Annotated in this window: 24 protein-coding genes and 1 tRNA gene; 19 read left to right on the top strand and 6 right to left on the bottom strand. The window is 43.7% G+C overall.

Translation table 11 applies throughout. The features are described 5' to 3' along the window. Positions 1-76 precede the first annotated feature (76 nt). The 4 genes from psdR to psdB all read left to right on the top strand — a co-directional run bounded on the left by psdR (position 77) and on the right by psdB (position 4,631). The gene (gene psdR / locus MKX38_RS17690; protein WP_033883478.1) at positions 77-790 is read left to right on the top strand and encodes a two-component system response regulator PsdR; all 714 of its coding nucleotides are present in this window, start codon (positions 77-79) and stop codon (positions 788-790) included. Continuing rightward, a complete protein-coding gene (gene psdS, locus MKX38_RS17685) occupies positions 784-1,854 on the top strand; it encodes a HAMP domain-containing histidine kinase (protein ID WP_212129131.1) in 1,071 nt (356 codons plus the stop codon). The genes psdR and psdS overlap by 7 nt, the downstream gene beginning before the upstream one ends. Positions 1,855-1,936: 82 nt before the next feature. Continuing rightward, positions 1,937-2,716: a lantibiotic ABC transporter ATP-binding protein PsdA gene (gene psdA / locus MKX38_RS17680; protein WP_003228167.1), complete on the top strand. Its 780-nt coding sequence runs from the start codon at positions 1,937-1,939 to the stop codon at positions 2,714-2,716. Beyond that, positions 2,691-4,631 carry a lantibiotic ABC transporter permease PsdB gene (gene psdB / locus MKX38_RS17675; RefSeq protein ID WP_339187887.1) on the top strand — a complete coding sequence of 647 codons (1,941 nt, stop codon included), beginning with the start codon at positions 2,691-2,693 and terminating at the stop codon, positions 4,629-4,631. The genes psdA and psdB overlap by 26 nt, the downstream gene beginning before the upstream one ends. Before the next feature lie 37 nt (positions 4,632-4,668). Here psdB and MKX38_RS17670 read toward each other — a convergent pair whose 3' ends face one another. Then, positions 4,669-5,646, bottom strand: a complete 978-nt coding sequence (locus MKX38_RS17670; RefSeq protein ID WP_080348101.1) for a D-glycerate dehydrogenase — start codon at positions 5,644-5,646, stop codon at positions 4,669-4,671. Positions 5,647-6,029: 383 nt separating this feature from the next. Between MKX38_RS17670 and MKX38_RS17665 the strand changes: the two genes are divergently transcribed. After that, positions 6,030-6,623: a carbonic anhydrase gene (locus MKX38_RS17665; RefSeq protein WP_010886620.1), complete on the top strand. Its 594-nt coding sequence runs from the start codon at positions 6,030-6,032 to the stop codon at positions 6,621-6,623. 18 nt (positions 6,624-6,641) lie between these two features. After that, on the top strand, positions 6,642-8,234 hold the full coding sequence (locus MKX38_RS17660; protein WP_003244488.1) for a SulP family inorganic anion transporter: 1,593 nt from the start codon (positions 6,642-6,644) through the stop codon (positions 8,232-8,234). A gap of 26 nt (positions 8,235-8,260) precedes the next feature. On the opposite strand, the gene MKX38_RS17655 is transcribed toward MKX38_RS17660, so the two are convergent. Beyond that, positions 8,261-8,581, bottom strand: a complete 321-nt coding sequence (locus MKX38_RS17655; RefSeq protein ID WP_003242570.1) for a MazG-like family protein — start codon at positions 8,579-8,581, stop codon at positions 8,261-8,263. A gap of 116 nt (positions 8,582-8,697) precedes the next feature. Between MKX38_RS17655 and MKX38_RS17650 the strand changes: the two genes are divergently transcribed. From MKX38_RS17650 to pgmB, 10 genes are all read left to right on the top strand, one after another. Continuing rightward, a complete protein-coding gene (locus MKX38_RS17650; RefSeq protein WP_014665480.1) occupies positions 8,698-9,273 on the top strand; it encodes a TIGR00730 family Rossman fold protein in 576 nt (191 codons plus the stop codon). Positions 9,274-9,478: 205 nt separating this feature from the next. After that, positions 9,479-10,429: a LacI family DNA-binding transcriptional regulator gene (locus tag MKX38_RS17645; protein WP_029318349.1), complete on the top strand. Its 951-nt coding sequence runs from the start codon at positions 9,479-9,481 to the stop codon at positions 10,427-10,429. A 112-nt stretch (positions 10,430-10,541) separates the two neighbouring features. After that, a complete protein-coding gene (gene mdxD, locus MKX38_RS17640; RefSeq protein WP_339187883.1) occupies positions 10,542-12,311 on the top strand; it encodes a maltogenic alpha-amylase in 1,770 nt (589 codons plus the stop codon). A 95-nt stretch (positions 12,312-12,406) separates the two neighbouring features. Next, complete coding sequence (gene mdxE, locus MKX38_RS17635) at positions 12,407-13,660, top strand: maltodextrin ABC transporter substrate-binding protein MdxE (RefSeq protein ID WP_339187881.1); 1,254 nt, start codon at positions 12,407-12,409, stop codon at positions 13,658-13,660. A gap of 39 nt (positions 13,661-13,699) precedes the next feature. Further along, on the top strand, positions 13,700-15,007 hold the full coding sequence (gene mdxF, locus MKX38_RS17630) for a maltodextrin ABC transporter permease MdxF (RefSeq protein WP_339187877.1): 1,308 nt from the start codon (positions 13,700-13,702) through the stop codon (positions 15,005-15,007). Further along, positions 15,008-15,844 (top strand): maltodextrin ABC transporter permease MdxG, encoded by an 837-nt coding sequence (mdxG, locus tag MKX38_RS17625; protein ID WP_339187875.1) that lies wholly within the window; start codon positions 15,008-15,010, stop codon positions 15,842-15,844. Between the two features lie 4 nt (positions 15,845-15,848). Then, the gene (locus tag MKX38_RS17620; RefSeq protein ID WP_339187873.1) at positions 15,849-16,733 is read left to right on the top strand and encodes a DUF1189 domain-containing protein; all 885 of its coding nucleotides are present in this window, start codon (positions 15,849-15,851) and stop codon (positions 16,731-16,733) included. Beyond that, positions 16,711-18,984 (top strand): maltose phosphorylase, encoded by a 2,274-nt coding sequence (gene mdxK / locus MKX38_RS17615; RefSeq protein ID WP_339189460.1) that lies wholly within the window; start codon positions 16,711-16,713, stop codon positions 18,982-18,984. The genes MKX38_RS17620 and mdxK overlap by 23 nt, the downstream gene beginning before the upstream one ends. After that, complete coding sequence (gene malL, locus MKX38_RS17610; RefSeq protein WP_339187871.1) at positions 18,977-20,662, top strand: oligo-1,6-glucosidase; 1,686 nt, start codon at positions 18,977-18,979, stop codon at positions 20,660-20,662. Before mdxK ends, malL begins: the two co-directional genes overlap by 8 nt. Then, a complete protein-coding gene (pgmB, locus tag MKX38_RS17605) occupies positions 20,659-21,333 on the top strand; it encodes a beta-phosphoglucomutase (protein WP_024573363.1) in 675 nt (224 codons plus the stop codon). Before malL ends, pgmB begins: the two co-directional genes overlap by 4 nt. Before the next feature lie 62 nt (positions 21,334-21,395). Here pgmB and clpP read toward each other — a convergent pair whose 3' ends face one another. After that, entirely contained in the window at positions 21,396-21,989 is a 594-nt protein-coding gene (clpP, locus tag MKX38_RS17600; protein ID WP_003228214.1) for an ATP-dependent Clp endopeptidase proteolytic subunit ClpP, read from the bottom strand. 269 nt (positions 21,990-22,258) lie between these two features. Here clpP and MKX38_RS17595 point away from each other — a divergent pair. Continuing rightward, positions 22,259-22,334: transfer RNA gene (locus tag MKX38_RS17595), tRNA-Arg, on the top strand. A gap of 283 nt (positions 22,335-22,617) precedes the next feature. Here the strand turns inward: MKX38_RS17595 and cotR are convergent. After that, positions 22,618-23,580 (bottom strand): sporulation hydrolase CotR, encoded by a 963-nt coding sequence (cotR, locus tag MKX38_RS17590; RefSeq protein WP_015251166.1) that lies wholly within the window; start codon positions 23,578-23,580, stop codon positions 22,618-22,620. A gap of 356 nt (positions 23,581-23,936) precedes the next feature. On the opposite strand from cotR, the gene MKX38_RS17585 reads away from it, so the two are divergent. Further along, entirely contained in the window at positions 23,937-25,280 is a 1,344-nt protein-coding gene (locus MKX38_RS17585; protein ID WP_003228217.1) for an FAD-binding oxidoreductase, read from the top strand. Between the two features lie 251 nt (positions 25,281-25,531). Continuing rightward, positions 25,532-26,044 carry a DUF3231 family protein gene (locus MKX38_RS17580; protein ID WP_106073377.1) on the top strand — a complete coding sequence of 171 codons (513 nt, stop codon included), beginning with the start codon at positions 25,532-25,534 and terminating at the stop codon, positions 26,042-26,044. A gap of 35 nt (positions 26,045-26,079) precedes the next feature. Here MKX38_RS17580 and MKX38_RS17575 read toward each other — a convergent pair whose 3' ends face one another. Beyond that, positions 26,080-26,400 (bottom strand): QacE family quaternary ammonium compound efflux SMR transporter, encoded by a 321-nt coding sequence (locus MKX38_RS17575; RefSeq protein ID WP_003228222.1) that lies wholly within the window; start codon positions 26,398-26,400, stop codon positions 26,080-26,082. Continuing rightward, positions 26,400-26,735 carry an SMR family transporter gene (locus tag MKX38_RS17570; RefSeq protein ID WP_003242480.1) on the bottom strand — a complete coding sequence of 112 codons (336 nt, stop codon included), beginning with the start codon at positions 26,733-26,735 and terminating at the stop codon, positions 26,400-26,402. Before MKX38_RS17570 ends, MKX38_RS17575 begins: the two co-directional genes overlap by 1 nt. Positions 26,736-26,753: the final 18 nt, after the last annotated feature.

Here is a 26,753-nt window from a genome sequence, read left to right as displayed (position 1 = left end):
ACTATTCCGCACATGCTATAATAATTTTGGAATCTTCTAGAAAAATCATCGTGATGTACATATAAGGGGGATCAACGTGTATCGGATTTTGCTTGTGGAAGATGATGAGCGGATTGCTTCTTTGCTGGGCGGTCATCTTCAAAAATACGGATATGAAGTGAAAATTGCTGAACAGCTGAATGATATAAAATTGGAATTTGCAGAAATGAAGCCTGATCTTGTGCTGCTTGATATCAACCTGCCTTTTTTTGACGGGTTTTATTGGTGCAGGCAAATCCGTACCATTTCCAATGCGCCGATTATCTTTATATCGGCACGGACCGATGAGCTGAATCAGGTAATGGCGATTGAAAATGGCGGCGATGATTATATCACAAAGCCGTTCCATTTAGAGGTAGTGATGGCCAAAATCAAAAGCGTCCTGCGCCGCACATATGGTGAATACTCGCCCTCTTTGCCGCAGGAATCTAGAATAGTGGAGCTTGGCGGGCTGACGATTTATCCTGATCAAAATGAGGCCGAATGGAACAGCTCCCGTATTCTGTTTTCCCAAAAAGAATTTCAGCTTCTCTCTATTTTTGTGAGGGAGCATAAAAAAATTGTCTCTCGTGATGAACTATTGGAGGCGTTATGGGATGACGTTGATTTTGTCGATGACAATACGTTAACGGTCAATGTCAACCGGCTGCGGAGAAAACTGGAGAATGCCGGACTGACAGATTGTATTTCCACAATCAGAGGACAAGGCTATCAATTTCAAGTCAATCGGAAGGATGAAGCGGAGTGTTAAAGACTTATCTCATCGACCGCTTAGCCATTATTCTATTTTCATTATTAGGGATAGGATCCGCCATGCTGATTGCGTATTTAAGCATTATCGAGAGCGGCGCAGAACCTTCCAAAGAAAATATGATGTACATATGGATTTTGCCCGGTACTCTTTTAGCCGCAGGTTTTGCTGTTGATTATGTTCGGCAATTTTCCTTTCTCACATATGTTAAAAAGCTTGCAGAACAAGCCTCTTCTTCGAATGACATCGGACAGTCTTTGAAAGCCAGAAAGCCAAGAACAGGAGAGCAAGCGCTTTGGACGAAGATGATCAACGCACTCGGGCAGCAATACGAAAGCAGGCTCTCACAATATATCAATCAGCAAAAACAGCATTATACCTTCACCAACCAATGGGTCCACCATATGAAAACACCGGTATCCGTCATATCCTTAATGATTCAGGAAGGAAAAAACGGAACTTCATCCTCTTTTCCGACGTTTTTAGAGGAGCTGGAGGATGAGAATGAGAGATTTCGCCACGGTCTTGATATGATGCTGCAAACGGCCCGGCTGGAGGAATTTGCATTTGATGTAAAGCCGCAAACCTTTGATTTGGCAGAAATGGTTCGTTCACTGATCAATCAGGAAAAACGTCAGTTTATTAAACGGCGCCTTTTTCCAACATTACATGTACCGCCAAATGCCGTTCAGATTTCCAGTGATCAAAAGTGGCTTTCCTTTGTTGTTGAGCAAATCCTTTTCAACGCCTTAAAATATTCAAAGCAAGGTGTGGGAGACCCTATTACAATCCGGATTGAAACACAGGGACATGAGACGCGCTTGTCGGTTGCCGACGAAGGAATCGGCATACCGCCGCAGGATCTGCCGCGGATTTTTGACGCGTTTTTTACCGGAGAAAACGGACGAACCATGAAAGAGGCAACTGGAATGGGCCTTTATTTAGCAAAACAGGTGTGCAGCCGTCTCGGCCATAAGCTGTATGCGGAATCAAAAGAAGGGGCTGGCACTGTGATGACCATCGTGTTTTCAAGTGACACCCTCGTGAATGTGACAGCATTGTAAGGTTGGGGAGCGGAATTGCAAGAAAGTTCGATGGGAGGATGCTGACTTCCTTTTTATAATAAAGAAAAAGGAGGAGCAGAACATGAACGTGTTGCAAACAACGAACCTATCGAAAACGTACTATTCAAATAAAGGAACAATATCATACCAAGCGCTCAGCGCCTTTGATCTCAGTGTGTCAAAAGGGGAATTTGTCGGGATTATGGGGCCGTCGGGAAGCGGAAAAACCACGCTTTTGAATTTGCTGGCTACCATTGATAAGCCGACCCAGGGCGAGATGATGATCAACGGCATTCAGCCGAAAACGTTAAAGGACCAAGAGCTGGCTTTGTTTCGCAGAAGAGAACTCGGCTTCGTCTTTCAGGATTTTAATCTGCTTGATACGCTGACGATTCGTGAAAATATTCTCTTGCCGCTCGCATTGGATAAGGTAAAGCTGAGAGAAATGGAAGCCCGATTGGATGAACTGGCGGATACGCTGCAAATCAAGCACATTCTCGATCATCGCACATATGAGGTGTCGGGCGGACAGCAGCAGCGGGCAGCCTGTGCCAGAGCGATTATTCACAATCCGGCGCTCATTCTTGCCGATGAACCGACAGGAAACCTCGACTCAAAATCGGCAAAGCAAGTGATGAACACACTGGCTCAGCTGAATGAGGAAAAGGAAGCGACGATTCTGTTGGTTACGCATGATGCCACAGCAGCAAGTTTCTGTAAACGAATTGTTTTTATTAAAGACGGACGTTTCTTTTCAGAGATTCACAGAGGAACAAACAGGCAGGTGTTTTATCAAAGTATATTGGATACCTTGAGTGTGTTGGGAGGCGATTTTCATGAATTTGAGAACTATCGCCCGTAAAAACATTCTTGGGAATCTGCAACGGTATGTGGCCTACTTTTTAAGCTGTGTGTTTGCCGTTTCGGTGTTTTTTGTCTTCACATCATTTATTTTTCATCCTGATGTCAATGAAGACAATATATATGGCGGAAGCCTTGTCAAAACATGCTTGAGCGCAGCTCTTGTCGTCATCATTGTGTTTTGTATATTTTTCATTACATATTCCAATTCAGCGTTTTTGCAGGCAAGAAAGAAAGAGTTTGGGCTGCTGACACTGTTTGGCACATCAAAGCAGCAGCTTCGCAAGATGATTTATTATGAGCAGTCACTTATTTCTCTTGCGGCGATTGCGGCCGGCATTGGAGCAGGCCTGTTATTTTCAAAACTGTTTTTTATGATCATGACATGGATGCTCAGCGTGAAGGTGCCGATTTCGTTTGCCATTGTGCCGAAAGCGTTTGTGATGACAATTGTCGGCTTTCTCATCCTGTTTCAGACGCTGCTCATTTTATCACTGGGACGGATTCGGAAGCTGGAAATCATTGAACTGATTAAATCGGCCAAAAAGCCGAAAAGTTTGCCAGTTTATTCGAAATGGCTCACTGTATTGTCTTTGCTATGTCTTGGCAGCGGTTATTATCTATCTGCAACAGCCAATGCAATTGACATGATGTTTCGGGTTTTTCCAATTTTGATTTTAGTGTTAATTGGCACGTATTTCTTTTTTACCCAAAGCAGTGTGGCGTTTTTCCGCATGCTGTACCGAAAGAAACACAGCTTCTACAAAGGCACGAATATCATTGTGCGTTCCAACATGATATTCAGGCTGAAGGATCATGCACGCATGCTGTTTTTAACCTCTGTCATTACAGCGGTCATATTAACAGCTACAGGTGTCATCTATATGTTTTATTCCGATTTACAAAGGCAGGAGGAGCAAAGCATTCCTCAGTCTGTTTCCTGGGTGGAAAAGGATGCTTCCCGCTTTCAGGTCATGAAGCCTGAGACAGCTGAGAATACATTGAAAAAAGCTCATGCTGTTATCAAGTATAAGGTGGATGCCACAGGGATTCCTGTCACTTTTCAGTCAGACTTGCCGTATGGAAATAAGAAGATGGAAGCGGAAGCTCTGCTGATTTCAGAAAAAGTCTATAATCAAGTCGCAAAGGAAAAAGGGTTCCCAGTTATTCATTTACAAGAAAATGAAGCATTTATTAATGTTTCTTTTCAAATGATGGTGAAAGACACATTTGGAGAAGGGGAAACAGCAGCATTTCATATGAAGTCAGGAAAAACCCTTTCCTACGTCATGAAAAAGCAGCAAAACAAAGGGATATTGATGTCTGTCGATGGAGTCAGCCGTTTATTGGTTGTCAGCGAAAAGAGCTTTGACAGTCTGTCACAGGATGTGCCGCTGAAGGAACAGATGAGAATGGTAGGTTATGAGCTTGAGCATTGGCAGGAGACGGTGGATGTCTCTGAAAAGCTTGAAAACATGGTGCCGAAAGAACATACATCTGATTTTCAAACACGTGCTCCCAGTTATCAAATTGTAAAGCAGGGAGTTGCATTAATGCTGTTTATTGGTCTGTTTGTCAGCGTGCTGTTTTTTATCGTGCAAGGAAGCATGCTGTATTTGCGGATGTTTACGGAAATAGAAGATACGAGAGTGCAGGTGTTAGCGTTAAAGAGGATAGGGGTTACGGACAAAGAGATTCACTCGATCCTTGGAAAGCAAATAGGATTTTTATTCTTCATCCCATTTATCGCAGGTACGATTCACGCGGGCTTTGCGTATGCAGCGTTAAGTAATATGCTGAATTCCAATTTATTTCTTGAGTCCGTAATTGTCATCTTCATTTATTTTGTATTCCAGGCTCTTTATTATATCGTTACCCGTCATATTTATAAGCGTGCTGTTCTTCAGCGTATGTAATATGAAATCCGGTCTGTTATCAGACCGGATTTTTGATTTATTGAAATTCTCTTGTGAGATTTTTCGGTGTTTGCCCTTGGATCGCTGCGAGCATATTTTCGGCGGCCTGTTTGCACATGTTGAAGCGCACTTTAGCTGTTGCTGAACCGATATGAGGAAGCAGCGTGACATTATCCAGCTGCAGGAGCGGATTATCTTGGGTGACAGGCTCTTTTTCGTATACATCTAAGCCGGCTCCCCTGATCCAGCCTTCCTGAAGAGCGCGAATCAGTGCTTTTTCATCAACTGTCTTTCCCCGGGAAATATTGACGAAAATTGCTGAATCCTTCATCAACTTAAATTCGCGTTCTCCTATCATGTGATAGGTTTCATCAGTCAGCGGCGTAATGAGAAGAATAAAATCAGATTGCTCCAGCAATGTATCAAGCTCTGCATACTTAACGCCGATGCTGTCTTCTGTTTCTTGTTTGCGATGTCGGTTATGATAAAGCACTTCCATATCAAAACCAAATTTGGCGCGTCTCGCTGCTTGTTCTCCAATTCTGCCCATGCCGATAATGCCTAACGTTTGATGATGAACATCAATTCCGAAAAGCGCTTCCTCTTCCACGGTTCCCCATTTTCCTGCTCTGACAAAACGGTCCAGTTCGGCAACACGTCTGGCGGAAGACAGAATCAGTGAAAAAGCCAGATCTGCAACTGTGTCATCCAGTGTATAAGGTGTATGAGTCCCGACGACTCCTCTTTCTTTCATTGCTTCTATATCGAAGTTATCGTAGCCTACTGATTGGTTGCTGACCACTTTGAGCTTAGGCGCGTGTTCCAGCAATTCACGATTGATTGACGGCCCGGACGTCCCTGATGTTAAAAGTCCCTCCGCATCTTTTAATTTTTCAAATAGCACGTCACTCGGAAGCGTATCCTCCTGCCATACTTCATAACGGCAATGTTCACCGATGAATGCTTCAATCTCTTCAGGAATCGGTTTTGTGATAAATACAAATGGTTTCAACAAGGCTCCCCCTTTATGGCTGTTGTCTATTTCATTATATCGGAAATAAATAGATGTTAAAAATATAGCTGCGTTCTTTTTATTTTCTGGTTCTTTTGAACTTAAAATAGAGATCGAACAGCTAAATCTGCTTAAAAAAGTTTTTTAATTATCAGAATTCACCCATATTTTTTGTCAGACAAATCATCAATATGTGAGCAGCAGCCGGATTATAGGATTCATTAAATATAAATTTTATTATCTTTGAAAGATATAAATGTTTATGTTTTGATTCTACAGTCCAATTATAGTGTCTTTTTTTGAAAGCCTTTTCTTGGCTTATTCCTATGCTATAATTCCTTACTGTAAGCTGGGTAAGAAGGCTTGCAAAATCATATGGATGGGAGATGAATCAAATGGTTTCTTTAACATCAATTTTGGAACACAATCAGCGGTTTGTCAGTGAGAAGAAGTATGAACCGTACAAAACGACAAAGTTTCCTTCGAAAAAGCTCGTCATTGTCACCTGTATGGATACAAGGCTTACAGAACTTCTTCCGCAAGCAATGGGGCTTAAAAACGGTGATGCTAAAATTGTAAAAAACGCGGGAGCCATCGTTTCTCACCCATTTGGAAGCGTGATGCGAAGCATACTGGTCGCGATTTATGAATTGCAGGCTGAAGAGGTATGCATTGTCGGCCATCATGAATGCGGAATGTCAGGGTTGAATGCGTCCTCGATTCTTGAGAAAGCAAAGGAACGCGGGGTGGAGGATAGCTGCCTGAATTTGCTGACGAGCGCCGGACTCGATTTGAAAACGTGGCTGACCGGTTTTCACAGCGTGGAAGAAAGCGTTTCCCACAGTGTGAACATGATTAAGAATCATCCGCTGCTTCCGAAAAAAGTGCCGGTTCACGGGCTTGTCATTCATCCTGAAACAGGAAAACTTGATGTGGTCATTAACGGTTATGAAACTGAGCTTATAAACAATCACTCATAAGGGAGGTTATAACAAAATATGCGATTCTCAGGGAGATTCAAGGGATACAATTTGCAGAAATTTCAGAAAGACTTGATTGCAGGTATCGTAGTAGGTGTCGTGGCAATTCCTTTAGGAATGGCGTTTGCCATTGCCTCGGGAGTCGAGCCTGAATATGGGCTATACACTGTTGTTATAGCAGGGATTTGTATTTCTTTGTTTGGGGGATCAAAATATCAGATTGGCGGTCCGACGGGCGCCTTTGTCCCGATTTTATTCGGCATTATCATGCAGTACGGCTTGGAAAATCTGCTGATTGCGGGGTTTATGGCAGGAGTGATGCTGGTGCTGTTTGGGCTGTTTAAGCTAGGAAAAATAATGAAATTCGTGCCCAAACCCGTTATCGTCGGTTTTACAGCAGGAATTGCCGTGCTGATCTTTACGGAACAAATCGCTAATTTTCTCGGATTGAGAAATGTTGAAAAACATGAGAACTTTCATCACAACATGTTTGAAATTGTGCAGCAGCTCGGCACCTTTAACGTGTATGCCATTTTGACAGCTGTGATCGGGCTCGTCATTTTGCTTGTATCCGCCAAGGTGATGCCTAAAGTGCCGGGCGCTTTGTTGGCGCTTCTTATTTCCACAGTGGTCGCGGTTGTCTTTTTCCCTGACCGCATGGCAACGATCGGGTCAACTTATGGAGAAATCCCCCGCCATTTGCCTGAATTTCAGTTTCCTGAGCTTACTTTGGATAAAATGGTTATGCTGTTTCCGGCTGCGCTTGTCATCGCGCTTCTTGGAGGACTTGAGTCGATTTTGTCCGCAATGGTCGCTGATAACATGAAGGGCTCAAAGCATGACAGCAACAAGGAGCTTGTCGGCCAGGGGATTGCGAATATGGCAGCGCCCCTGTTTGGCGGAATCCCGGCTACAGGAGCGATTGCGAGAACGGCGACCAATATAAAAAACGGAGCGGTTTCCCCAGTTTCCGGCGTCGTTCACGGCGTAGTCGTTCTCCTTGTCCTGCTTGTATTTGCGCCTTATGCGTCCCATGTGCCGCTCGCCAGTATGGCACCGATTCTCATGGTGGTCGCATGGAATATGAGTGAGCGCAAGGAAGTCGCAAACATGCTGAGACTGAAAAATGCTGATTCCTTTATTTTGGCGGCGACCTTCGCCCTTACGGTTCTGTTTGACTTAATCATCGGTGTGGCAACCGGATTGCTGCTTGCATTCGTGTTCTTTATCAGAAGAATGAGCGAAGCGACCCGCATCCACAATCAGGAAACGCATCCTGTTCTGGCGAAGAGAGAAGATCCATCTGTCAGCATGTATGCCATAGAAGGGCCGCTGTTTTTCGGATCAATTGATTCCCTTGAATCGTCATTGCTGGAGCATGTACAGAAAAAACCGAAAACCCTCATTCTGCTCATGAATAAGGTGCACTATATGGATACGTCAGCTGAAGCGGTGCTTGGGAACATTATGAATCGAATTAAGCGCCACAATGGAAAGCTGATGATTGTAGGATTGCAATCGCAGCCGAAGGAGCTGCTGCATAAAACAGGCCTTTTTCACAAAATAGGAAAGCAGCATTTCTTTGATCACCATGATGAAATCACAGGTTAAAAAAAGCGGCCATCGCGGCCGCTTTTTTATGCATGCTCAAATCGTTTTGTCAGTTTTTCTTGGTGGGCCTTCATGACGTCTTCTAAAGAGACACCATACATATCAGCAAGAATGGCGATATTTCCGATGACATCTCCCATTTCTTCAATCAATTCTTGTTTTTGCTCAGCGCGTGACGATTCTTTCTCATCCGGCCGGTCTCTGCCGATTTCATACGCCCTGACAGCCCGGGCCAGTTCTCCGGCTTCCTCCATTAAAAAGCCGACGCGAATAAAAGGTCCGTATTCTGTCCAGCCTCTTTTTTCGTAAAACTCTTTCATCCATTTTTCTGCATCAGCCAGCTGCAACCTCATCACTCCTGCATTCTTTATGTATTTCATATTGATATTATCACATGAAGATGGGACAATATATAGTGTGTTTTTGAATGTTTAACACGATATATAGATGCGGAGATGACAAGATGAAAACCATTTGTGTATTTGCGGGATCAAACCCTGGGGGAAATGAAGCGTATAAAAGAAAAGCGGCAGAGCTTGGCACGTACATGGCTGAGCAGGGAATCGGCCTTGTCTATGGGGGCTCCCGCGTCGGCTTGATGGGCACGATTGCTGACGCGATTATGGAAAACGGCGGAACTGCAATCGGGGTCATGCCGAGCGGTTTGTTCAGCGGGGAGGTTGTCCATCAGAATCTGACTGAGCTGATTGAAGTAAACGGGATGCATGAACGAAAGGCTAAAATGAGCGAGCTGGCGGACGGCTTTATCTCGATGCCGGGCGGCTTCGGTACATATGAAGAATTATTTGAAGTGCTGTGCTGGGCACAGATCGGCATCCACCAAAAGCCAATCGGACTGTATAATGTAAACGGATATTTTGAACCAATGATGAAAATGGTGAAATACAGCATTCAAGAAGGGTTTTCTAACGAATCGCACCTAAAACTGATTCACAGCTCGTCACGGCCGGATGAGTTAATTGAGCAAATGCAAAATTATTCTTATCCGATTTTAGAAAAAAAGTGGACAGAAATTTAAAAAAGAGACTTTCTCATGGAAGTGGAGAGAATGAGTCTGACACCTAGCGTATGAATCCATGAAAAATCGAGTGTTTTTAACAAAGTGAGGTTTCCTTAAGGGAAATCTCTTTTTTATTTCACTTTTGCCTGCATCGTATATTTAACAGTAATAGAGGACTTTATCACTAGTGTGGATAATAAGCACAGATAAGGAGGGGATGAAAATGGCAACATTGTCAGATGTGGCGAAAAAAGCAAATGTTTCGAAAATGACGGTATCACGAGTGATCAATCACCCTGAGACGGTGACAGATGAATTGAAAAAGCTTGTTCATTCTGCGATGAAAGAGCTGAATTACATCCCTAATTATGCGGCGAGAGCGCTCGTGCAAAACAGAACACAGGTTGTGAAACTATTGATACTTGAGGAAATGGATACGACAGAACCATATTACATGAACCTGCTGACAGGAATCAGCAGGGAGCTGGATCGCAATCACTATGCTCTCCAGCTTGTGACAAGAAATTCTCTTAATATTGGCCAATGTGACGGCATTATTGCCACCGGCTTGAGAAAGAACGATTTTGAAGGTGTAATAAAAGCGTTTGAGAAGCCGCTCGTCGTATTTGGACAAAATGAAATGGGCTATGACTTTATCGATGTGAATAACGAGAAAGGCACTTTTATGGCAACCCGCCATGTTATGGGGCTGGGGGAGCGGGAAGTTGTCTTTTTTGGCATTGATTTAGATGAGCCTTTCGAACGTGCAAGAGAACAGGGGTATATACGGGCGATGAATAAAAGCTTTAAAAAATCGAATATGTTTCGGATCGACAACAGTTCTAAGAAAAGTGAAGGCCTTGCAAGAGAACTGCTGAAATCCATGGACAATCAGGCCGCATTTGTCTGCGCATCTGATCGAATCGCGCTCGGCGTCATTCGTGCGGCGCAATCCCTTGGAAAGCGAATTCCAGAAGACGTTGCGGTTACCGGGAATGACGGTGTGTTTCTTGATCGCATCTCCTCGCCGCGCTTGACTACGGTCAGACAGCCTGTTGTTGAAATGGGGGAAGCCTGTGCGAAAATGTTGCTGAAAAAAATGAATGAAGACGGTGCTGCACAAGGAAGTCTATTTTTTGAACCAGAGTTAATTGTACGAGAATCAACGCTGTAAGCGCCTTATTCTGTTATCGGTAACAGGGTGAAAAGGATTGTTCCCACAATTTCATCATGATACTTTCAAACTATGAGCCGGCCTCAATAAAACGGAAATCAAAGGGGGAAACATGATGGAATATGCAGCGATTCATCACCAGCCATTCAGCACAGATGCTTATTCTTATGATGGGCGGACTGTGCATATCAAGATTCGGACGAAAAAAGGTAATGCAGATCACATTCGATTCATTTGGGGTGATCCCTATGAGTACAACGACGGCAAATGGTCGGCAAACGAGCAGCCGATGAGGAAAATTGCTGCTACAGAAATGCATGACTATTGGTTTGCTGAAGTGGTGCCGCCATTTAGGCGTTTACAATATGCGTTTGTTGTAACAGACGATCATGAAGACATCTTTTTCGGAAGTTCGGGTGTATGCCCTTATAACAAAAAAACACTGGAAACGATTCATTATTACTTTAAATTTCCGTTTGTTCACGAGGCTGATACATTTCAAGCGCCTGAATGGGTCAAGTCAACGGTTTGGTATCAAATTTTTCCGGAGCGTTTTGCAAATGGAAGAGAAGACTTGTCACCGAAGAATGCATTGCCGTGGGGGAGCAAGGACCCGGACGTCAATGATTTTTTTGGAGGAGATTTACAAGGAATTGTTGACAAGCTTGATTATTTAGAGGATTTGGGGGTGAACGGCATTTATCTGACGCCGATCTTTTCCGCGCCTTCTAATCATAAATATGACACGCTGGATTACTTTTCTATTGATCCGCATTTCGGGGATCCTGAGCTTTTTCGTACATTGGTCAGCCAGCTGCATCAGCGGGGGATGAGAATTATGCTTGATGCGGTTTTTAACCATATAGGAAGCGCGTCTCCGCAATGGCAGGATGTCGTCAAAAACGGAGATCAATCCCGCTATAAGGACTGGTTCCATATTCACTCTTTTCCCGTCACAGACGACAATTATGACAGATTTGCTTTTACAGCTGATATGCCGAAGCTAAACACGGCTAATCCCGAGGTGCAGAAATATTTGCTTGATATTGCTTTGTACTGGATTCGGGAATTTGACATTGACGGCTGGCGTTTGGATGTCGCAAATGAAGTGGATCACGTGTTTTGGAAGACATTCAGGCAGGCTGTATCAGCAGAAAAGCCTGATGTTTATATTTTAGGTGAGATCTGGCATTCTGCCGAACCCTGGCTTAGAGGGGATGAATTTCATGCGGCGATGAATTACCCTTTTACAGAGCCTATGATTGAATACTTTGCTGACCAGACGATCTCAGCTTCACGTATGGCTCACCGTGTCAATGCACATTTGATGAATGGGATGAAGCAGGCCAATGAGGTGATGTTTAATTTACTGGATAGCCATGATACAAAGCGCCTTTTGACCAGATGCCGCAATGATGAGAAGAAAGCACGCGCATTGCTGGCCTTTATGTTTGCTCAGGCAGGTTCTCCCTGCATTTATTACGGAACAGAAATCGGGCTGGACGGCGAAAATGATCCATTATGCCGGAAATGTATGGTTTGGGAAAAGGAGAAGCAAAACCAAGACATGCTGCAATTTATGAAACGGTTAATTGCTTTACGCAAGCAGGAAAACACTTTATTGACTGAAGGACATCTTGAGTGGAATCTGCTGGACGACAAAAATGATTTCATTAGCTTTTCGCGGACTCTTGATGAAAAAATACTGATTTATTTCTTTAATCAAGGGAATGTGGTTCAACACGTCAGTTTACGAGAGTTGAATATTGATAGGAATAAGAAAATCTGTGATGCATGGACAGAGCAGCCACTTCAGCATCACGATGTCATTGCCGTTCAGCCGGGAGAATTTTTGATTTTGAGTGCTGCTGCCCCAGTATAACATTCTGTTATCGGTAACAAATCAAAAGTTGTTGTAACCGCTTTCTATAGGACAATACAATTGTTATAGTTTCGTAAATAGAAGGGGGAAAAGAGATGGTTCTTTTAAAAAAGGGGTTCGCCATATTGGCGGCATCATTCCTGGCAATCGGCCTTGCCGCCTGCTCAAGTTCAAAAAATCCAGCAAGCGCTGATGGCAAAAAGGTGCTGACTGTGTCCGTCGAAGAAACGTATAAAGAATACATTGAAAGCATAAAAACAAAGTTCGAAAAAGAGAATGATGTCACAGTAAAAATTGTTGAAAAGCAAATGTTCGAACAGTTGGAGGCGCTTCCTCTTGATGGCCCGGCGGGTAATGCGCCTGATGTTATGCTTGCTGCATATGATCGGATCGGCGGTTTGGGACAGCAAGGACATTTGCTTGACATTAAGCCATCTCATACAAAAAGCTTTGGTGATAAAGAAATGCAGCAGGTGACAGTTGACGGCAAAGTGTACGGAATGCCGCTAGTCATTGAGACACTTATTTTGTATTACAGCAAAGATCTTTTAAAAACAGCGCCAAAAACATTTAAAGACCTTGAAAAGTTAACGGAAGATCCTCGATTCGCGTTTGCTTCGGAAAAAGGAAAATCAACCGGATTTTTAGCAAAATGGACTGACTTTTATATGTCGTACGGCTTATTGGCTGGATACGGCGGATATGTGTTTGGAAAAAACGGCACAGATTCCGGGGACATCGGCCTGAACAATAAAGGGGCTGTAGAAGCGGTGAAATATGCGGAGAAATGGTTTGAGACATATTGGCCGAAAGGAATGCAAGACAATTCAAGCGCAGACGACTTTATTCAGCAGATGTTTTTAGAAGGCAAAGCGGCTGCGATCATTGGCGGTCCTTGGTCAGCTGCCAACTATAAAGAGGCTAAATTGAACTACGGAGCGGCTCCCATTCCGACATTGCCAAATGGAGAAGAATACGCCCCTTTTGCTGGCGGGAAGGGCTGGGTTGCCTCGAAATATACAAAAGAGCCCGAGCTGGCTGAAAAATGGCTTGAGTATGCTGCAAATGATGCCAATGCTTACGCTTTTTATGAGGATACAAACGAAGTTCCGGCCAACACGGCTGCAAGGAAGAAAGCCGATGAGCAAAAGAATGAACTGACGTCAGCTGTGATTAAACAATATGAAACAGCAACGCCGACTCCAAATATTCCGGAAATGGCTGAAGTATGGACAGGAGCGGAAAGTTTAATTTTTGATGCAGCTTCAGGAAAAAAATCGACACAAACATCAGCTAATGATGCTGTAAACGTCATAAAGGAAAATATTAAAGAAAAGTATGTGAAATAAAACGGCGGGATAGCGTCCGGAAGAATAGAGGGCGGAAAAATGAATAAACATCACACACTTACAAAGCAAAAACGAAAGGCAGGGCTTTTATCGATCATTCCAGGACTTGGGCAGATTGCGAATCAGCAGTTGTCAAAGGGGCTCTTATTTCTTGCCATCACAGGCTTGTTTGCTTTTGAATTATGCGTTTTCGGTATACAGGCGCTAACCGGATTGATGACATTGGGAAGTGTTCCCGGTGAAGACCACTCGCTGTTTATGCTGATTGAAGGCACGCTGCAATTGATCGTGACAATGATTTTCCTCATGTTCTATATCTTTAATATTCATGATTCACGTAAGACCGCCGCTATGAAAGCGGCGGGTTTGGAAGTCAATACAACAGCCAAGGATATGATCTGTCATGCGGGCGATAAAGGGTTTCCATATCTATTTACACTGCCGGCATATATCATGATGGTGTTTGTGATTATCTTTCCGGTTTTGGTGACTCTGTTTGTTGCATGTACAAACTATGATTTTTATCATATTCCGCCTAATCGTCTGATTGACTGGGTCGGGTTTAAAAATTTCTTAAATATTTTTTTCCTTGGCTCCTATCGTGAAACATTTGTGAATGTACTGGGCTGGACGGTTATCTGGACAATCTGTGCAACAACGCTGCAAATCATTTTAGGTATTGTGACGGCACTTTTCGTCAATCAGGATTTTATAAAAGGCAAGCGGATATTTCGAATGATTTTCTTATTTCCATGGGCTGTTCCGGCGTTTATTACAATCATGAGTTTTTCCAACATGTTTAACGACAGCATAGGAGCGGTGAATGCACAGGTGATTCCACTATTCAATCACCTGCCGTTTGTAGAGCTGCCTGCGATCGCGTGGAAGACCGATCCTTTCTGGACAAAGACAGCCCTCATTATAATTCAGACGTGGCTTGGCTTTCCATATATTTATGTCATGGTAACGGGAGTGCTTCAGGCGATTCCAGGTGAATTGTATGAAGCGGCAAAGATTGACGGGGCCACTTTTATTCAGCGTTTTCGGCATATTACATTTCCGATGATTTTATTTGCGACAGCACCCGTGATGATTACTCAGTATACGTTTAATTTCAATAATTTCTCGATCATCTACTTATTTAATGAGGGAGGGCCAGGCAGTGCGGGAGCCGGGGCCGGGTCGACCGATATCTTAATTTCGTGGATTTATAAACTGACAACAGGCACATCACCCCAATATTCCGTTGCGGCGGCTGTGACACTGTTAATTTCTTTCATTGTCATTGGAATTTCACTAATTGCTTTCAAAAAATCGAATGCTTTTGGCAATGAGGAGGTTATGTAGGTGAACGCGAGAACTGCCAGATTACTTAATAGAATCTTTACGTATTTCTTTTTGACGCTTTTAAGTATTGTCATTATATATCCGTTGCTGATTACGGCATCATCAGCATTCCGGGTGGGGAATTCGGCGGCTTTTCAGCTCGATTTTTCGGGTGCTTGGACATTGGATCATTTTAAGCGGCTATTTGACGAAACGCTTTATCTCAATTGGTACAGCAATACACTTGTCATCGCGCTATCAGTTATGGTTTTGCAGGTTGCGATCGTGACGCTTGCCGGGTACTCGTACAGCCGCTATCGGTTTGCGGGCAGAAAAAAGAGCCTGGTATTCTTTTTAATCATTCAAATGGTGCCAACGATGGCAGCGCTGACTGCTTTTTATGTCTTGGCGATGCTGATAGGCGCACTCGATCAATACTGGTTTTTGACAGCCATCTATATCGGCGGCGGAATACCGATGAACACGTGGCTGATGAAAGGTTATTTTGATACTGTGCCGAGAGAAATTGATGAAGCCGCGCGAATTGACGGAGCGGGACATCTGAGGATTTTCGCTTCAATTGTTCTGCCGCTTGTTAAGCCAATGCTCGCGGTGCAAGCGCTTTGGGCGTTTATGGCACCGTTTGGCGACTATTTGCTGGCGAAATTTCTGCTTCGCTCACCGGAAAGGCTGACCATCGCTGTAGGATTACAATCCTTTATTTCTAATCCGCAGCAGCAAAAAGTAGCTCTATTTGCAGCCGGTGCCATCCTTGCCGCACTGCCGATATGCGTTCTATTCTTTTTTCTCCAAAAGAACTTTGTGTCCGGATTGACAGCCGGCGGAACAAAGGGGTAATTCGATGAAGAATCTGGAGAATAAAAGCTTTATCATCCGCTGCCTGAAAGCGGTTGCATCTCCATCAGGTGTTTGCAGCTATGGGAATACCTTCAGCTGGCTGCAGCTCTCTTTTCTATTTATATTTTTAACGGCCTGCTTAATGGCGCCGTTAACGGTTTCGTTTGTGAAAATGGATCGCTTCAGCGTTGCATCTTTCATGCCGTCAGCGATTCAAGGGGTTAATGATCAATTTGCTGATCAATTACAGGGTTTTCAAATCAGGAACGGAAAACTAACAGGCGGGAAGAGCTCTGAGAGAATTGAAGATGGGCAGAATGTGATGGCGGTCGATATGAAGCATGAATATGATACAAGCGGTGAAAATGGGCGATTGAAAGTAACTGGATTTGAAAACGCCATCATATTTCAGCCTGATCAACTGATGATCACCGATCAAAACGAAACGGGGTTTTCTGTTGGCTATGCGAAAATGGACGTTAAGCTCGAGAAGCCAAACGCCCATGATGTAGAGGTTTTGATCGATACATTATGGTTGGCACAGTATAAGCCGATGATCATGATGCTGGCATATGCGGTAATCTTTATGATCCAAATTTTGTTAACGTTTGTTCTTGCAGGTGGCCTCTGGATCACAAAAAGATCAAACATGATCTCTATTGCGTCATTCAAGGAAGCAGTATCTACGGCGATTTGCGCCTCGGCACTGCCGGCATTTGCGGCAGCTGCTATCGGCATGGTTCATTTTGATTTGATTACTGTATTGATGATCCATTCGTGTGGCGTTACTTTGATGATTTCTTTTGCATTTAGATATTTGACCAAAACCCGCCGTGATAATGGAAACTTACATTCGGGAGGAAATGATGATAAATCAGCGGTTATTTGAGATTGATGAATGGAAAATCAAAACAAATACATTTAATAAGGAGCATACACGGCTGCTGGAAAGCCTGACGTCTCTTGCCAATGGCTATATGGGGGTCAGAGGGAATTTTGAAGAAGGCTATTCAGGCGACAGTCACCAAGGCACATATATTGCAGGCGTGTGGTTCCCCGACAAAACGCGAGTAGGCTGGTGGAAAAACGGGTATCCAGAATATTTCGGAAAAGTGATCAATGCGATGAACTTTATGGGCATAGGCCTATATGTTGACGGTGAAAAAATCGATCTCCATCAAAACCCAATCGAATCATTTGAGGTAGAACTCAATATGAAAGAGGGGATTCTGCGGCGAAAAGCTGTTGTCCGCATTCAAGATAAAACCGTCAGAATCAGGTCAGAGCGGTTTCTTAGCCTTGCTGTAAAAGAACTCTGTGCGATTCATTATGAAGCGGAGTGCCTGACGGGACATGCTGTCATTACGCTTGTTCCTTACCTGGATGGAAATGTGGCAAATGAAGATTCTAACTACCAAGAACAGTTTTGGCAGGAGGAAGCGAAAGGTGCTGATTCTCACAGCGGCCATTTAGCGGCAAAAACGATCGGAAATCCATTTGAAACATCGCGCTTCACGGTTTTAGCCGCGATGGCAAACGAGACGGAGGGTTTTGTCAATGAAAGCTTTAAAACGAATGAAATGTATGTCGAGAATCGCTACAGCTACCAAACGAAGGCATCTTTGAAAAAGTTTGTGATTGTCACGACTTCACGTGATTTTCGTGAGGAAGAGCTTTTATCAAAAGCCAAGGAGCTTTTGGCGGATGTGGTTGAGTACGGCTATGAAAAAGCAAAACGGAGGCACACTGATCGATGGAAGGAAAGATGGGCAAAAGCGGACATTGAGATTAAAGGAGATGAGGAGCTTCAACAAGGAATCCGCTACAATATCTTTCAGTTATTCTCGACATATTACGGGGGCGATGCCCGTTTGAATATCGGGCCGAAAGGATTTACTGGCGAGAAATATGGAGGTGCCGCATATTGGGATACTGAGGCGTACGCCGTTCCGATGTATTTGGCGACAGCCGAGCCGGAGGTGACGAAAAACCTGCTTTTGTATCGCTATCATCAGTTGGAGGCTGCCAAACGAAACGCCGCAAAATTGGGGATGAAGGGGGCACTTTATCCGATGGTGACGTTCACAGGTGATGAATGCCACAACGAATGGGAAATCACCTTTGAAGAAATTCACCGCAATGGCGCGATCTGTTATGCGATCTACAATTATATCAATTATACAGGCGACCGTAACTATATGGAAGAATACGGGATAGACGTTCTTGTGGCAGTCAGCAGATTTTGGGCCGACCGTGTTCACTTCTCGAAACGAAAAAATAAGTATATGATCCATGGCGTCACAGGGCCGAATGAATACGAAAACAACGTTAACAACAATTGGTATACGAATGTCATTGCGGCTTGGACGTTGGAGTATACTCTACAAAGTCTCGAAAGTATCTCAGCGGAGAAACGCCGCCTTCTGGATGTGCAGGAAGAAGAATTGAAAGTCTGGAGAGAAATCATCCAGCACATGTACTATCCGTATAGTGAAGAACTGCAAATTTTCGTTCAGCATGACACGTTCTTGGACAAAGACCTGCAAGCAGTAGATGAATTAGATCCAGCGGAGCGGCCTCTTTATCAGAATTGGTCATGGGACAAGATTCTCCGCTCCAATTTTATTAAGCAGGCAGATGTTCTCCAAGGCATTTATCTTTTTAATGACCGTTTTACAATGGAAGAAAAACGGCGAAATTTTGAATTTTATGAGCCGATGACTGTTCATGAATCAAGCCTATCGCCCTCTGTCCATGCGATTCTCGCAGCCGAACTCAAGCTGGAAAAGAAAGCGCTCGAATTATATAAGCGCACAGCAAGGCTTGATCTTGATAATTACAATCATGATACGGAAGAAGGCTTGCATATTACTTCAATGACGGGGAGCTGGCTGGCAATCGTTCATGGTTTTGCAGGCATGCGCACCGCGAATGAGACGCTGTCATTTGCTCCGTTTTTGCCGAAAGAATGGGACGAATATTCATTCAACATCAATTATCGAAATCGATTAATCAATGTGACGGTTGACGAAAAGCGCGTTATTTTTGAGCTTGTAAAAGGCGAGCCGCTGCACATGAACGTTTATGAGGAACCAGTTGTCCTACAGGGACGATGTGAAAGGAGAACGCCTAATGAGTGAATGGTGGAAAGAAGCTGTCGTTTATCAAATTTACCCGCGCAGTTTTTATGATGCCAATGGAGATGGATTCGGGGATTTGCAAGGTGTGATTCAAAAGCTGGATTACATCAAAAATCTCGGGGCGGATGTCATCTGGCTCTCCCCGGTATTTGATTCCCCGCAGGATGACAACGGATATGATATCAGCGATTACAAAAACATGTACGAAAAGTTTGGGACAAATGAAGATATGTTTCAGCTGATTGATGAAGTCCATAAACGCGGAATGAAAATCGTCATGGATTTGGTCGTGAACCACACATCAGATGAGCATGCTTGGTTTGCTGAAAGCTGCAAGTCGAAGGACAATCCTTACCGGGATTATTATTTTTGGAAAGATCCTAAACCGGACGGCTCAGAGCCGAATAATTGGGGATCGATCTTTTCAGGCTCAGCGTGGACATACGATGAAGGAACAGGGCAGTATTATTTGCACTACTTTTCGAAAAAACAGCCTGATTTAAATTGGGAAAACGAAGCCGTTCGCCGGGAAGTTTATGATGTAATGAGATTCTGGATGGATAGAGGCGTTGACGGCTGGCGGATGGATGTGATCGGCTCTATTTCTAAATACACCGATTTTCCGGACTACGAAACGGATCACAGCTGCAGCTATATTGTCGGCCGCTATCACTCTAACGGCCCACGTCTTCATGAGTTTATTCAAGAGATGAACAGGGAAGTGCTTTCTCATTATGACTGCATGACAGTTGGAGAGGCAAACGGCTCTGATATTGAAGAGGCGAAAAAGTACACAGATGCAAGCAGGCAAGAGCTGAATATGATCTTTACATTTGAACATATGGATATTGATACAGAACAAAACTCGCCAAATGGGAAATGGCAGATCAAGCCGTTTGATTTGATTGCTTTAAAAAAGACGATGACAAGGTGGCAGACCGGGTTAATGAATGTTGGCTGGAATACCCTGTATTTTGAGAACCATGACCAGCCGAGGGTTATTTCCCGCTGGGGCAATGACGGGAAGCTGCGTAAGGAATGTGCGAAGGCATTTGCAACGGTTCTGCACGGCATGAAAGGAACGCCGTTTATTTACCAGGGAGAAGAAATCGGCATGGTCAACAGCGATATGCGGCTGGAGATGTATGATGATCTTGAAATAAAGAATGCATATCGTGAACTAGTCGTCGAAAACAAAACGATGTCAGAAAAAGAGTTTGTCAAAGCCGTGATGATAAAAGGAAGGGATCATGCGAGAACACCGATGCAGTGGGATGCCGGAAAACATGCGGGATTCACAGCCGGAGACCCGTGGATGCCGGTAAATTCCCGCTATCAAGCTATCAATGTGAAAGAGTCCTTGGAAGATCAAGATTCGATTTTCTTTTACTATCAGAAGCTCATTCAATTACGAAAGCAATATAAGATTATGATATATGGCGATTATCAGCTGCTGCAGGAGAATGATCCGCAGGTCTTTTCTTACCTTCGAGAATATCAAGGGGAAAAGCTTCTTGTCGTTGTGAATTTATCGGAAGAAAAGGCTCTGTTCGAAGCGCCTCCAGAACTGATTCATGAGCGTTGGAAAGTGCTGATTTCAAACTATCCGCAGGAGCGGGCTGACTTAAAGAGTATTAGCCTCAAACCTTATGAAGCTGTGATGGGCATTAGTATATGAAAGCGGTCATTTTTGATTTAGACGGAGTGATAACAGATACGGCTGAATATCATTTTCTCGCTTGGAAGCACATCGCAGAACAAATCAATATCCCTTTTGACAGAGACATGAATGAAAGGCTAAAAGGAATCAGCAGAGAAGAGTCACTTGAAAGCATCTTGATCTCTGGCGGTGCGGAAACTAGGTATACAAATGCGGAGAAACAAGAACTTATGCATCGGAAAAATCACGATTATCAAACGCTGATCAGCAAATTGACGCCGGAAGATCTTTTGCCGGGGATTGGCAGGCTCCTATGTCAATTGAAAAACGAAAATATAAAAATCGGGTTAGCATCTTCAAGCCGCAATGCTCCTAAGATTTTAAGACGTTTGGCAATTATCGATGATTTTGATGCCATTGTTGATCCGACGACTCTTGCGAAGGGGAAGCCTGATCCTGACATCTTTTTAACAGCTGCAGCGATGCTCGATGTTTCCCCTGCTGATTGCGCGGCAATAGAAGACGCAGAAGCAGGTATTTCTGCAATCAAATCTGCCGGGATGTTTGCGGTTGGAGTCGGTCAAGGACAGCCGATGCTTGGTGCTGATCTAGTTGTGAGGCAGACGAATGATTTGACACTTGAGCTGTTACATGAGGAATGGGAGCAGTATAGAATAAAAAGTGTTTAAGGGAGTCAATTCCTTGAAATGAAAAAACCTGCAAGAGACGCAGCTCTTGCAGGTTGTGTTGATTATTTTTTGTCTTCTGTGTGAGTCAATATTTTGTCAATCAGGCCGTATTCAAGCGCTTCTTCAGCAGACTTGAAGTTATCACGGTCTGTGTCGCGTTCGATCACTTCAAGCGGCTGGCCAGTACGTTCAGCAAGGACTTTGTTTAATTTGTCGCGAAGCAAGAGAATGCGTTTCGCGGCAATTTCAATTTCTGTCGCCTGACCTTGCGCACCGCCAAGAGGCTGGTGAATCATGACTTCACTGTTTGGAAGCGCATAGCGTTTGCCTTTTTCGCCGGCTGCAAGCAGGAACGCGCCCATTGACGCAGCCATACCGATACAAATTGTAGATACCTTCGGCTTAATAAACTGCATGGTATCATAGATCGCCATACCGGCTGTAATAGAGCCGCCCGGGCTGTTGATGTAAAGAGAAATTTCTTTTTCAGGGTCTTCTGCTGCTAAGAATAAAAGCTGTGACACGATGGAGTTCGCAACGTTGTCATCAATCGCAGATCCAAGCATGATGATACGATCCTTTAACAGACGAGAATAAATGTCATACGCTCTTTCCCCGCGGTTCGTTTGTTCAATGACTGTAGGTATTAAATTCATAATGCTCCTCCTTCACCTTTTAGGTAAGTATGTAGTTACATGATACATTTTTGGTCAATAAAGGTCAAACAAAAAGCTGGCCTGATATGCAAAGTCGTCTCTTTTTCTCATTTTCCCCAAAAATACAGGGGTTCAAACCATCGTATGTCAGATTGCCAATTAAGATGCTTTGTCTATTTAAAAAACGGCCTCTCGAAATAGAGGGTTGTTATTTGAATGGAATTATCGTATAATTAGTTGTGCTGACGTTCTCATAACGCAGTCATTCTGCGCTCGTAGCTCAGTTGGATAGAGCGGTGGTTTCCGGTACCACGTCTGTCGGGGGTTCGAATCCCTCCGAGCGCGTCCAATAGAACAACAGGAAAGACAAGGGTTTGGCGATTTGCCGCTCTTGTCTTTTTTGTGTGAAAAAGGGAATTGCATACCTTAGAGTAACATTTCAATTATATTCTTTAGTTTGAACCCTCACTTTCAAAAGAAGAAGTATGAATTGAGTTTTTCATTCATCTTATTAGCTTGTGATTAACAAACCTTTAAAAAAATCCGGTTCTACCCATTGCCTGTATTTATTTTGAGAATCTTCTCTCGGACAAAATTGGATAAGCGAGAATAGTTTTAAAATAAAAATTTATTTGCTTCCCCAGTTCTTCTCTATAAATTGAATTGCAGGCTGTAAGTTGGTTTTGTTCGCAATTTCAATGACAGCGGGAACGACGGCAGGGTCCGTTTTGGAGAAGTTCGGAATCCGCGGATCTAACCGGAAAAAACGATCTCCCAGAAGATTCGCACTGACCATGGATTCATAGTACCCATTACCGCCAGCAATCATCTGAAGAAATGGCAGTAAAGGTTCATTAGGCGACCTGTCCAAAAGGACTCCCCAATTTGGAGGAAGGTTCTTCAGATTTTCGGGACGTATGTTATCTGCACTTACCATTCCCCATCCCCTCGTATCTCTTCTTAACCGAGTCGGGGCTTCACCTGTTCCGATGGACAATACCGCAATTTGATCCAATGGCACGTTGGCTTTACCAACTGCAAACGCGATACTGGCTGTACTGGGATTCGTTGCTACTACATATCCGTCCACGTAGTTTTGATAGGCGCGTTGCGTCGCGGGAGCACCGCTGCTCCGCAGTATGACATCACTCACTTTTTCATTTAAATAGGGAGAGCCGGGAAAATTGTGAAATAAGACAGGAGTCCAACGGTCCAGTTTTTGAGAGTATAATTTGAATGATGGGACAACAATTCGTTTTCTTAAATCTATAAGTTGAAGATCTGCTGGGAAAAAATTTCTTACCGCTTTAATAAAACCGGAATAGGGTAATTGTTGGTTGAAAACAGGTCCGCCTGGCCGGGAAATGCTGAATGCGGGTAGGATTTCATCCTCAAAATACTGAAGTGTTTCCCTCGGAGATCTTCCGCTTGCTAATGCAAGGGCAGTAAATGAACCGATTGAATTTCCCGAAAATACATGGGTTCGACTAATTAACTTCGGGTTTTGCCTAGCCAATCTGTTTAATAGTTGTAAACTTAAAGCACCTAAGGTACCGCCGCCGTCAAAGGTCATAATCCGATATTTTGCCAAAGCTGATGTCTCCTTTCTACATACATTCAGTATATGATGATCTAGAGTCTGTTGTATGGATGTATACCTCTGGTACTAAACACTTCTTCATCGCTCTTTTCTTTTGGCCTAAACGAATATTCACTCCGAAAAAAAACTGGACACTGCTCCTAAAAACGATAAGAAAAAACGCTTGTTGGAAGATTGGACAGGAAGTTTGCTTAAAATTGTTTGAAAAATGTTTCTCAGCAGACCTTACCGACGAAAAAGGCCTTAGCGTATTATATTTATAGTTCGTAGATCATTTGTCTATGCGATTATCCAGCTCCTGCATATTTTAGTATCTGAATCGAATTTCTTTGGGAGTGAAATAATATATGGGATCAACACAGTTGACAGGGCGTGTAATCTTCAAAGGAGACCCCGGCTATACAGAGGCTATTAAGAATTGGAACCCTTATGTGGATGTCTATCCTCTTGTCTTTGTTTTTGCGCAAAATTCATACGATGTAAGTAATGCTATTAAATGGGCTCGTGAGAATAAAGTGCCCTTACGTGTCAGAAGCGGTCGCCATGCTTTAGATAAGAACCTTTCAGTAGTAAGTGGAGGAATTGTTATTGATGTGAGTGACATGAATAAAGTTTTCTTAGATGAAGAAAACGCGATTGCAACCGTTCAAACTGGTATTCCCGTTGGCCCGCTTGTAAAGGGATTAGCTCGAGACGGTTTTATGGCTCCGTTTGGAGATAGCCCAACAGTTGGAATCGGGGGAATTACGATGGGCGGTGGATTTGGTGTACTCTCACGATCGATTGGCCTTATAAGTGATAACCTTCTCGCGCTGAAAACGGTAGATGCAAAAGGAAGGATTATTCACGCAGATCAATCTCACAATGAGGATTTGCTATGGGCTTCTAGAGGCGGAGGAGGAGGTAACTTTGGATATAATACCCAATATACATTCAAAGTTCATCGTGCCCCTAAAACTGCAACCGTCTTCAATATTATCTGGCCGTGGGAACAATTAGAAACGGTATTTAAAGCTTGGCAGAAATGGGCTCCGTTTGTAGATGAACGATTAGGATGCTACCTTGAAATTTACAGCAAAATAAATGGTTTGTGTCATGCAGAAGGAATTTTCCTCGGTTCGAAAACTGAATTGATTCGATTATTAAAACCTTTATTACATGCGGGAACTCCAACAGAAGCAGATATCAAAACATTATACTATCCAGATGCTATAGATTTCTTAGACCCTGACGAACCCATCCCTGGCAGAAATGATCAGAGTGTTAAATTCTCCTCGGCTTGGGGTCATGATTTTTGGTCTGACGAACCCATTTCAATCATGAGAAAATTTTTGGAAGATGCTACTGGAACAGAAGCCAATTTCTTTTTTATCAATTGGGGTGGTGCTATAAGCAGAGTCCCTAAAGACGAAACTGCCTTTTTTTGGCGCCATCCATTATTTTATACGGAATGGACGGCTAGTTGGAAAAATAAATCACAAGAAGATTCAAATCTTGCATCAGTTGAAAGAGTGCGTCAGCTGATGCAACCATATGTAGCAGGTTCATATGTTAATGTTCCAGATCAAAACATTGAAAACTTCGGAAAAGAATATTATGGCGCAAACTTTGCGCGGCTTCGAGAAATAAAGGCGAAATATGACCCCGAAAATGTATTTCGTTTTCCGCAAAGCATCCCGCCATCTCGTTAAAGTTTATTAAAGACAGAATCAATGACTCATACTAAAAAGCACTTGAATGGTTTCCGGTATCTTGTCTGTCGGGGCGCGAATCCCTTCAGTGCGTCCAATCAAACAACAGGAAAGACAATGGTTTGGCAACTTGCCACTCTTGTCTTTTTTGTTTTGTTTCATTTCATAAATCTTTTCCGCTGAAACATAAATGTTCCTCCGCTTGGGCACGTTATGAAATGTGCAATATTGAATATGGGAGGAGGATGAACATGGGTATTTTAAGCGGAAATCCGCAGGATGAACCGATGCATTACGGTGAGGTATTCGGCTTGTGGAGTTATGTGATGGCGGGCAATAAAATGGTCGGCAATTACCAAATGCTATTGAATCATGTCGGTGATGACGACCTGAAGAAGCTGCTTCGTGAGTCTATTGAGAAATGCCAAGATGAAATCAAACAGGTCAGCAAGATCCTGAAAGAAAACGGGGTGGCGCTGCCGCCGGCTTCTCCTGAACCGCCGACAGCAGACCTTAACGACATTCCGCCTGGCGCACGGTTTCTCGATCCGGATGTGGCGGCCTCCGCGGCAGCAGAAAATGCAGCAGGTCTTGTGACATGCAGTAAAATGATGGGGCAATCGATTCGTGAGGATATTGCCATGATGTTTGGGCAATTTCATATGTCGAAAGCGGCAACCGGCGCAAAATACTTAAGGCTGCTAAAAAACAAAGGCTGGCTCATCCCGCCGCCGCTTCATCTTCAAAAACATCACGAAGCTTAATGGCAAAGGCATATACAGCTGTATATGCCTTGATTTTATGAAGATGACGTAAGACGCAGGCCGATGACGCCGGCTAGGATAAGGCAAAGTGAAATCACCTGTGAAAGCTGAAACCGCTCCTTAAACCAAATGAGCCCGACCGCCGAAACACCAATGCTTCCAATGCCAGTCCAAACGGCATATGCGACTCCGGCAGGCAGGACGATCATCGCTTGGGACAGGCAGTAAAAGGATAAGCCGAATCCAACAGTCATCACAATGATCGGCCATTTTTTTCTTGTTCCGTCTATATATTTCATGGCAATGGCAGCTATAATTTCTTCTATGCCGGCAATCACTAATAAAAACCATGCCATTATTTTTCACCTCCCGGCTGAGATTTGCTTTCTTTCGTAAATAATTTCATTCCTAAAATGCCAGCCAGCAATAAAGCTAAAAAGAACATTTGGGCTGCTGAGAAGGATTCGCCCAGAACAATTCCAGTCAGATATGTTCCGACGGTTCCGATTCCCACAAACACAGTGTACGCGGCGGCCATTGGGATTTTTTGATAAGAGCGGATCAACAGGATAAAGCTGACCGCGATTAAGATAAAAATGATGATCCAATCCAAAAGCGAATCGGCATGTTTGAGGGAAGAGGCCCAAACAACCTCTAAAAGCCCTGCAATAAAAACAAGAACCCAATTCAAATGAAACACCTCTCTATT

This window comes from Bacillus sp. FSL M8-0025 (assembly GCF_037975475.1).
Classification (GTDB): domain Bacteria; phylum Bacillota; class Bacilli; order Bacillales; family Bacillaceae; genus Bacillus; species Bacillus subtilis.
The sequence above is the reverse complement of the archived record's forward strand: the minus strand, read 5'-3'. Positions and strand labels throughout refer to the sequence as shown.

Coding starts and splice junctions, on each gene's coding strand:
- MKX38_RS17665 (WP_010886620.1), top strand. CDS start 6,030: ATGAATCAAATGGTTTCTTTAACATCAATTTTGGAACACAATCAGCGG.
- mdxE (WP_339187881.1), top strand. CDS start 12,407: ATGGTTCTTTTAAAAAAGGGGTTCGCCATATTGGCGGCATCATTCCTG.
- MKX38_RS17575 (WP_003228222.1), bottom strand. CDS start 26,400: ATGGCATGGTTTTTATTAGTGATTGCCGGCATAGAAGAAATTATAGCT.
- MKX38_RS17580 (WP_106073377.1), top strand. CDS start 25,532: ATGGGTATTTTAAGCGGAAATCCGCAGGATGAACCGATGCATTACGGT.
- MKX38_RS17620 (WP_339187873.1), top strand. CDS start 15,849: ATGAAGAATCTGGAGAATAAAAGCTTTATCATCCGCTGCCTGAAAGCG.
- mdxF (WP_339187877.1), top strand. CDS start 13,700: ATGAATAAACATCACACACTTACAAAGCAAAAACGAAAGGCAGGGCTT.
- malL (WP_339187871.1), top strand. CDS start 18,977: ATGAGTGAATGGTGGAAAGAAGCTGTCGTTTATCAAATTTACCCGCGC.
- MKX38_RS17660 (WP_003244488.1), top strand. CDS start 6,642: ATGCGATTCTCAGGGAGATTCAAGGGATACAATTTGCAGAAATTTCAG.
- mdxD (WP_339187883.1), top strand. CDS start 10,542: ATGATGGAATATGCAGCGATTCATCACCAGCCATTCAGCACAGATGCT.
- psdB (WP_339187887.1), top strand. CDS start 2,691: ATGAATTTGAGAACTATCGCCCGTAAAAACATTCTTGGGAATCTGCAA.
- MKX38_RS17650 (WP_014665480.1), top strand. CDS start 8,698: ATGAAAACCATTTGTGTATTTGCGGGATCAAACCCTGGGGGAAATGAA.
- MKX38_RS17645 (WP_029318349.1), top strand. CDS start 9,479: ATGGCAACATTGTCAGATGTGGCGAAAAAAGCAAATGTTTCGAAAATG.
- clpP (WP_003228214.1), bottom strand. CDS start 21,989: ATGAATTTAATACCTACAGTCATTGAACAAACGAACCGCGGGGAAAGA.
- psdA (WP_003228167.1), top strand. CDS start 1,937: ATGAACGTGTTGCAAACAACGAACCTATCGAAAACGTACTATTCAAAT.
- MKX38_RS17585 (WP_003228217.1), top strand. CDS start 23,937: ATGGGATCAACACAGTTGACAGGGCGTGTAATCTTCAAAGGAGACCCC.
- pgmB (WP_024573363.1), top strand. CDS start 20,659: ATGAAAGCGGTCATTTTTGATTTAGACGGAGTGATAACAGATACGGCT.
- mdxK (WP_339189460.1), top strand. CDS start 16,711: ATGATAAATCAGCGGTTATTTGAGATTGATGAATGGAAAATCAAAACA.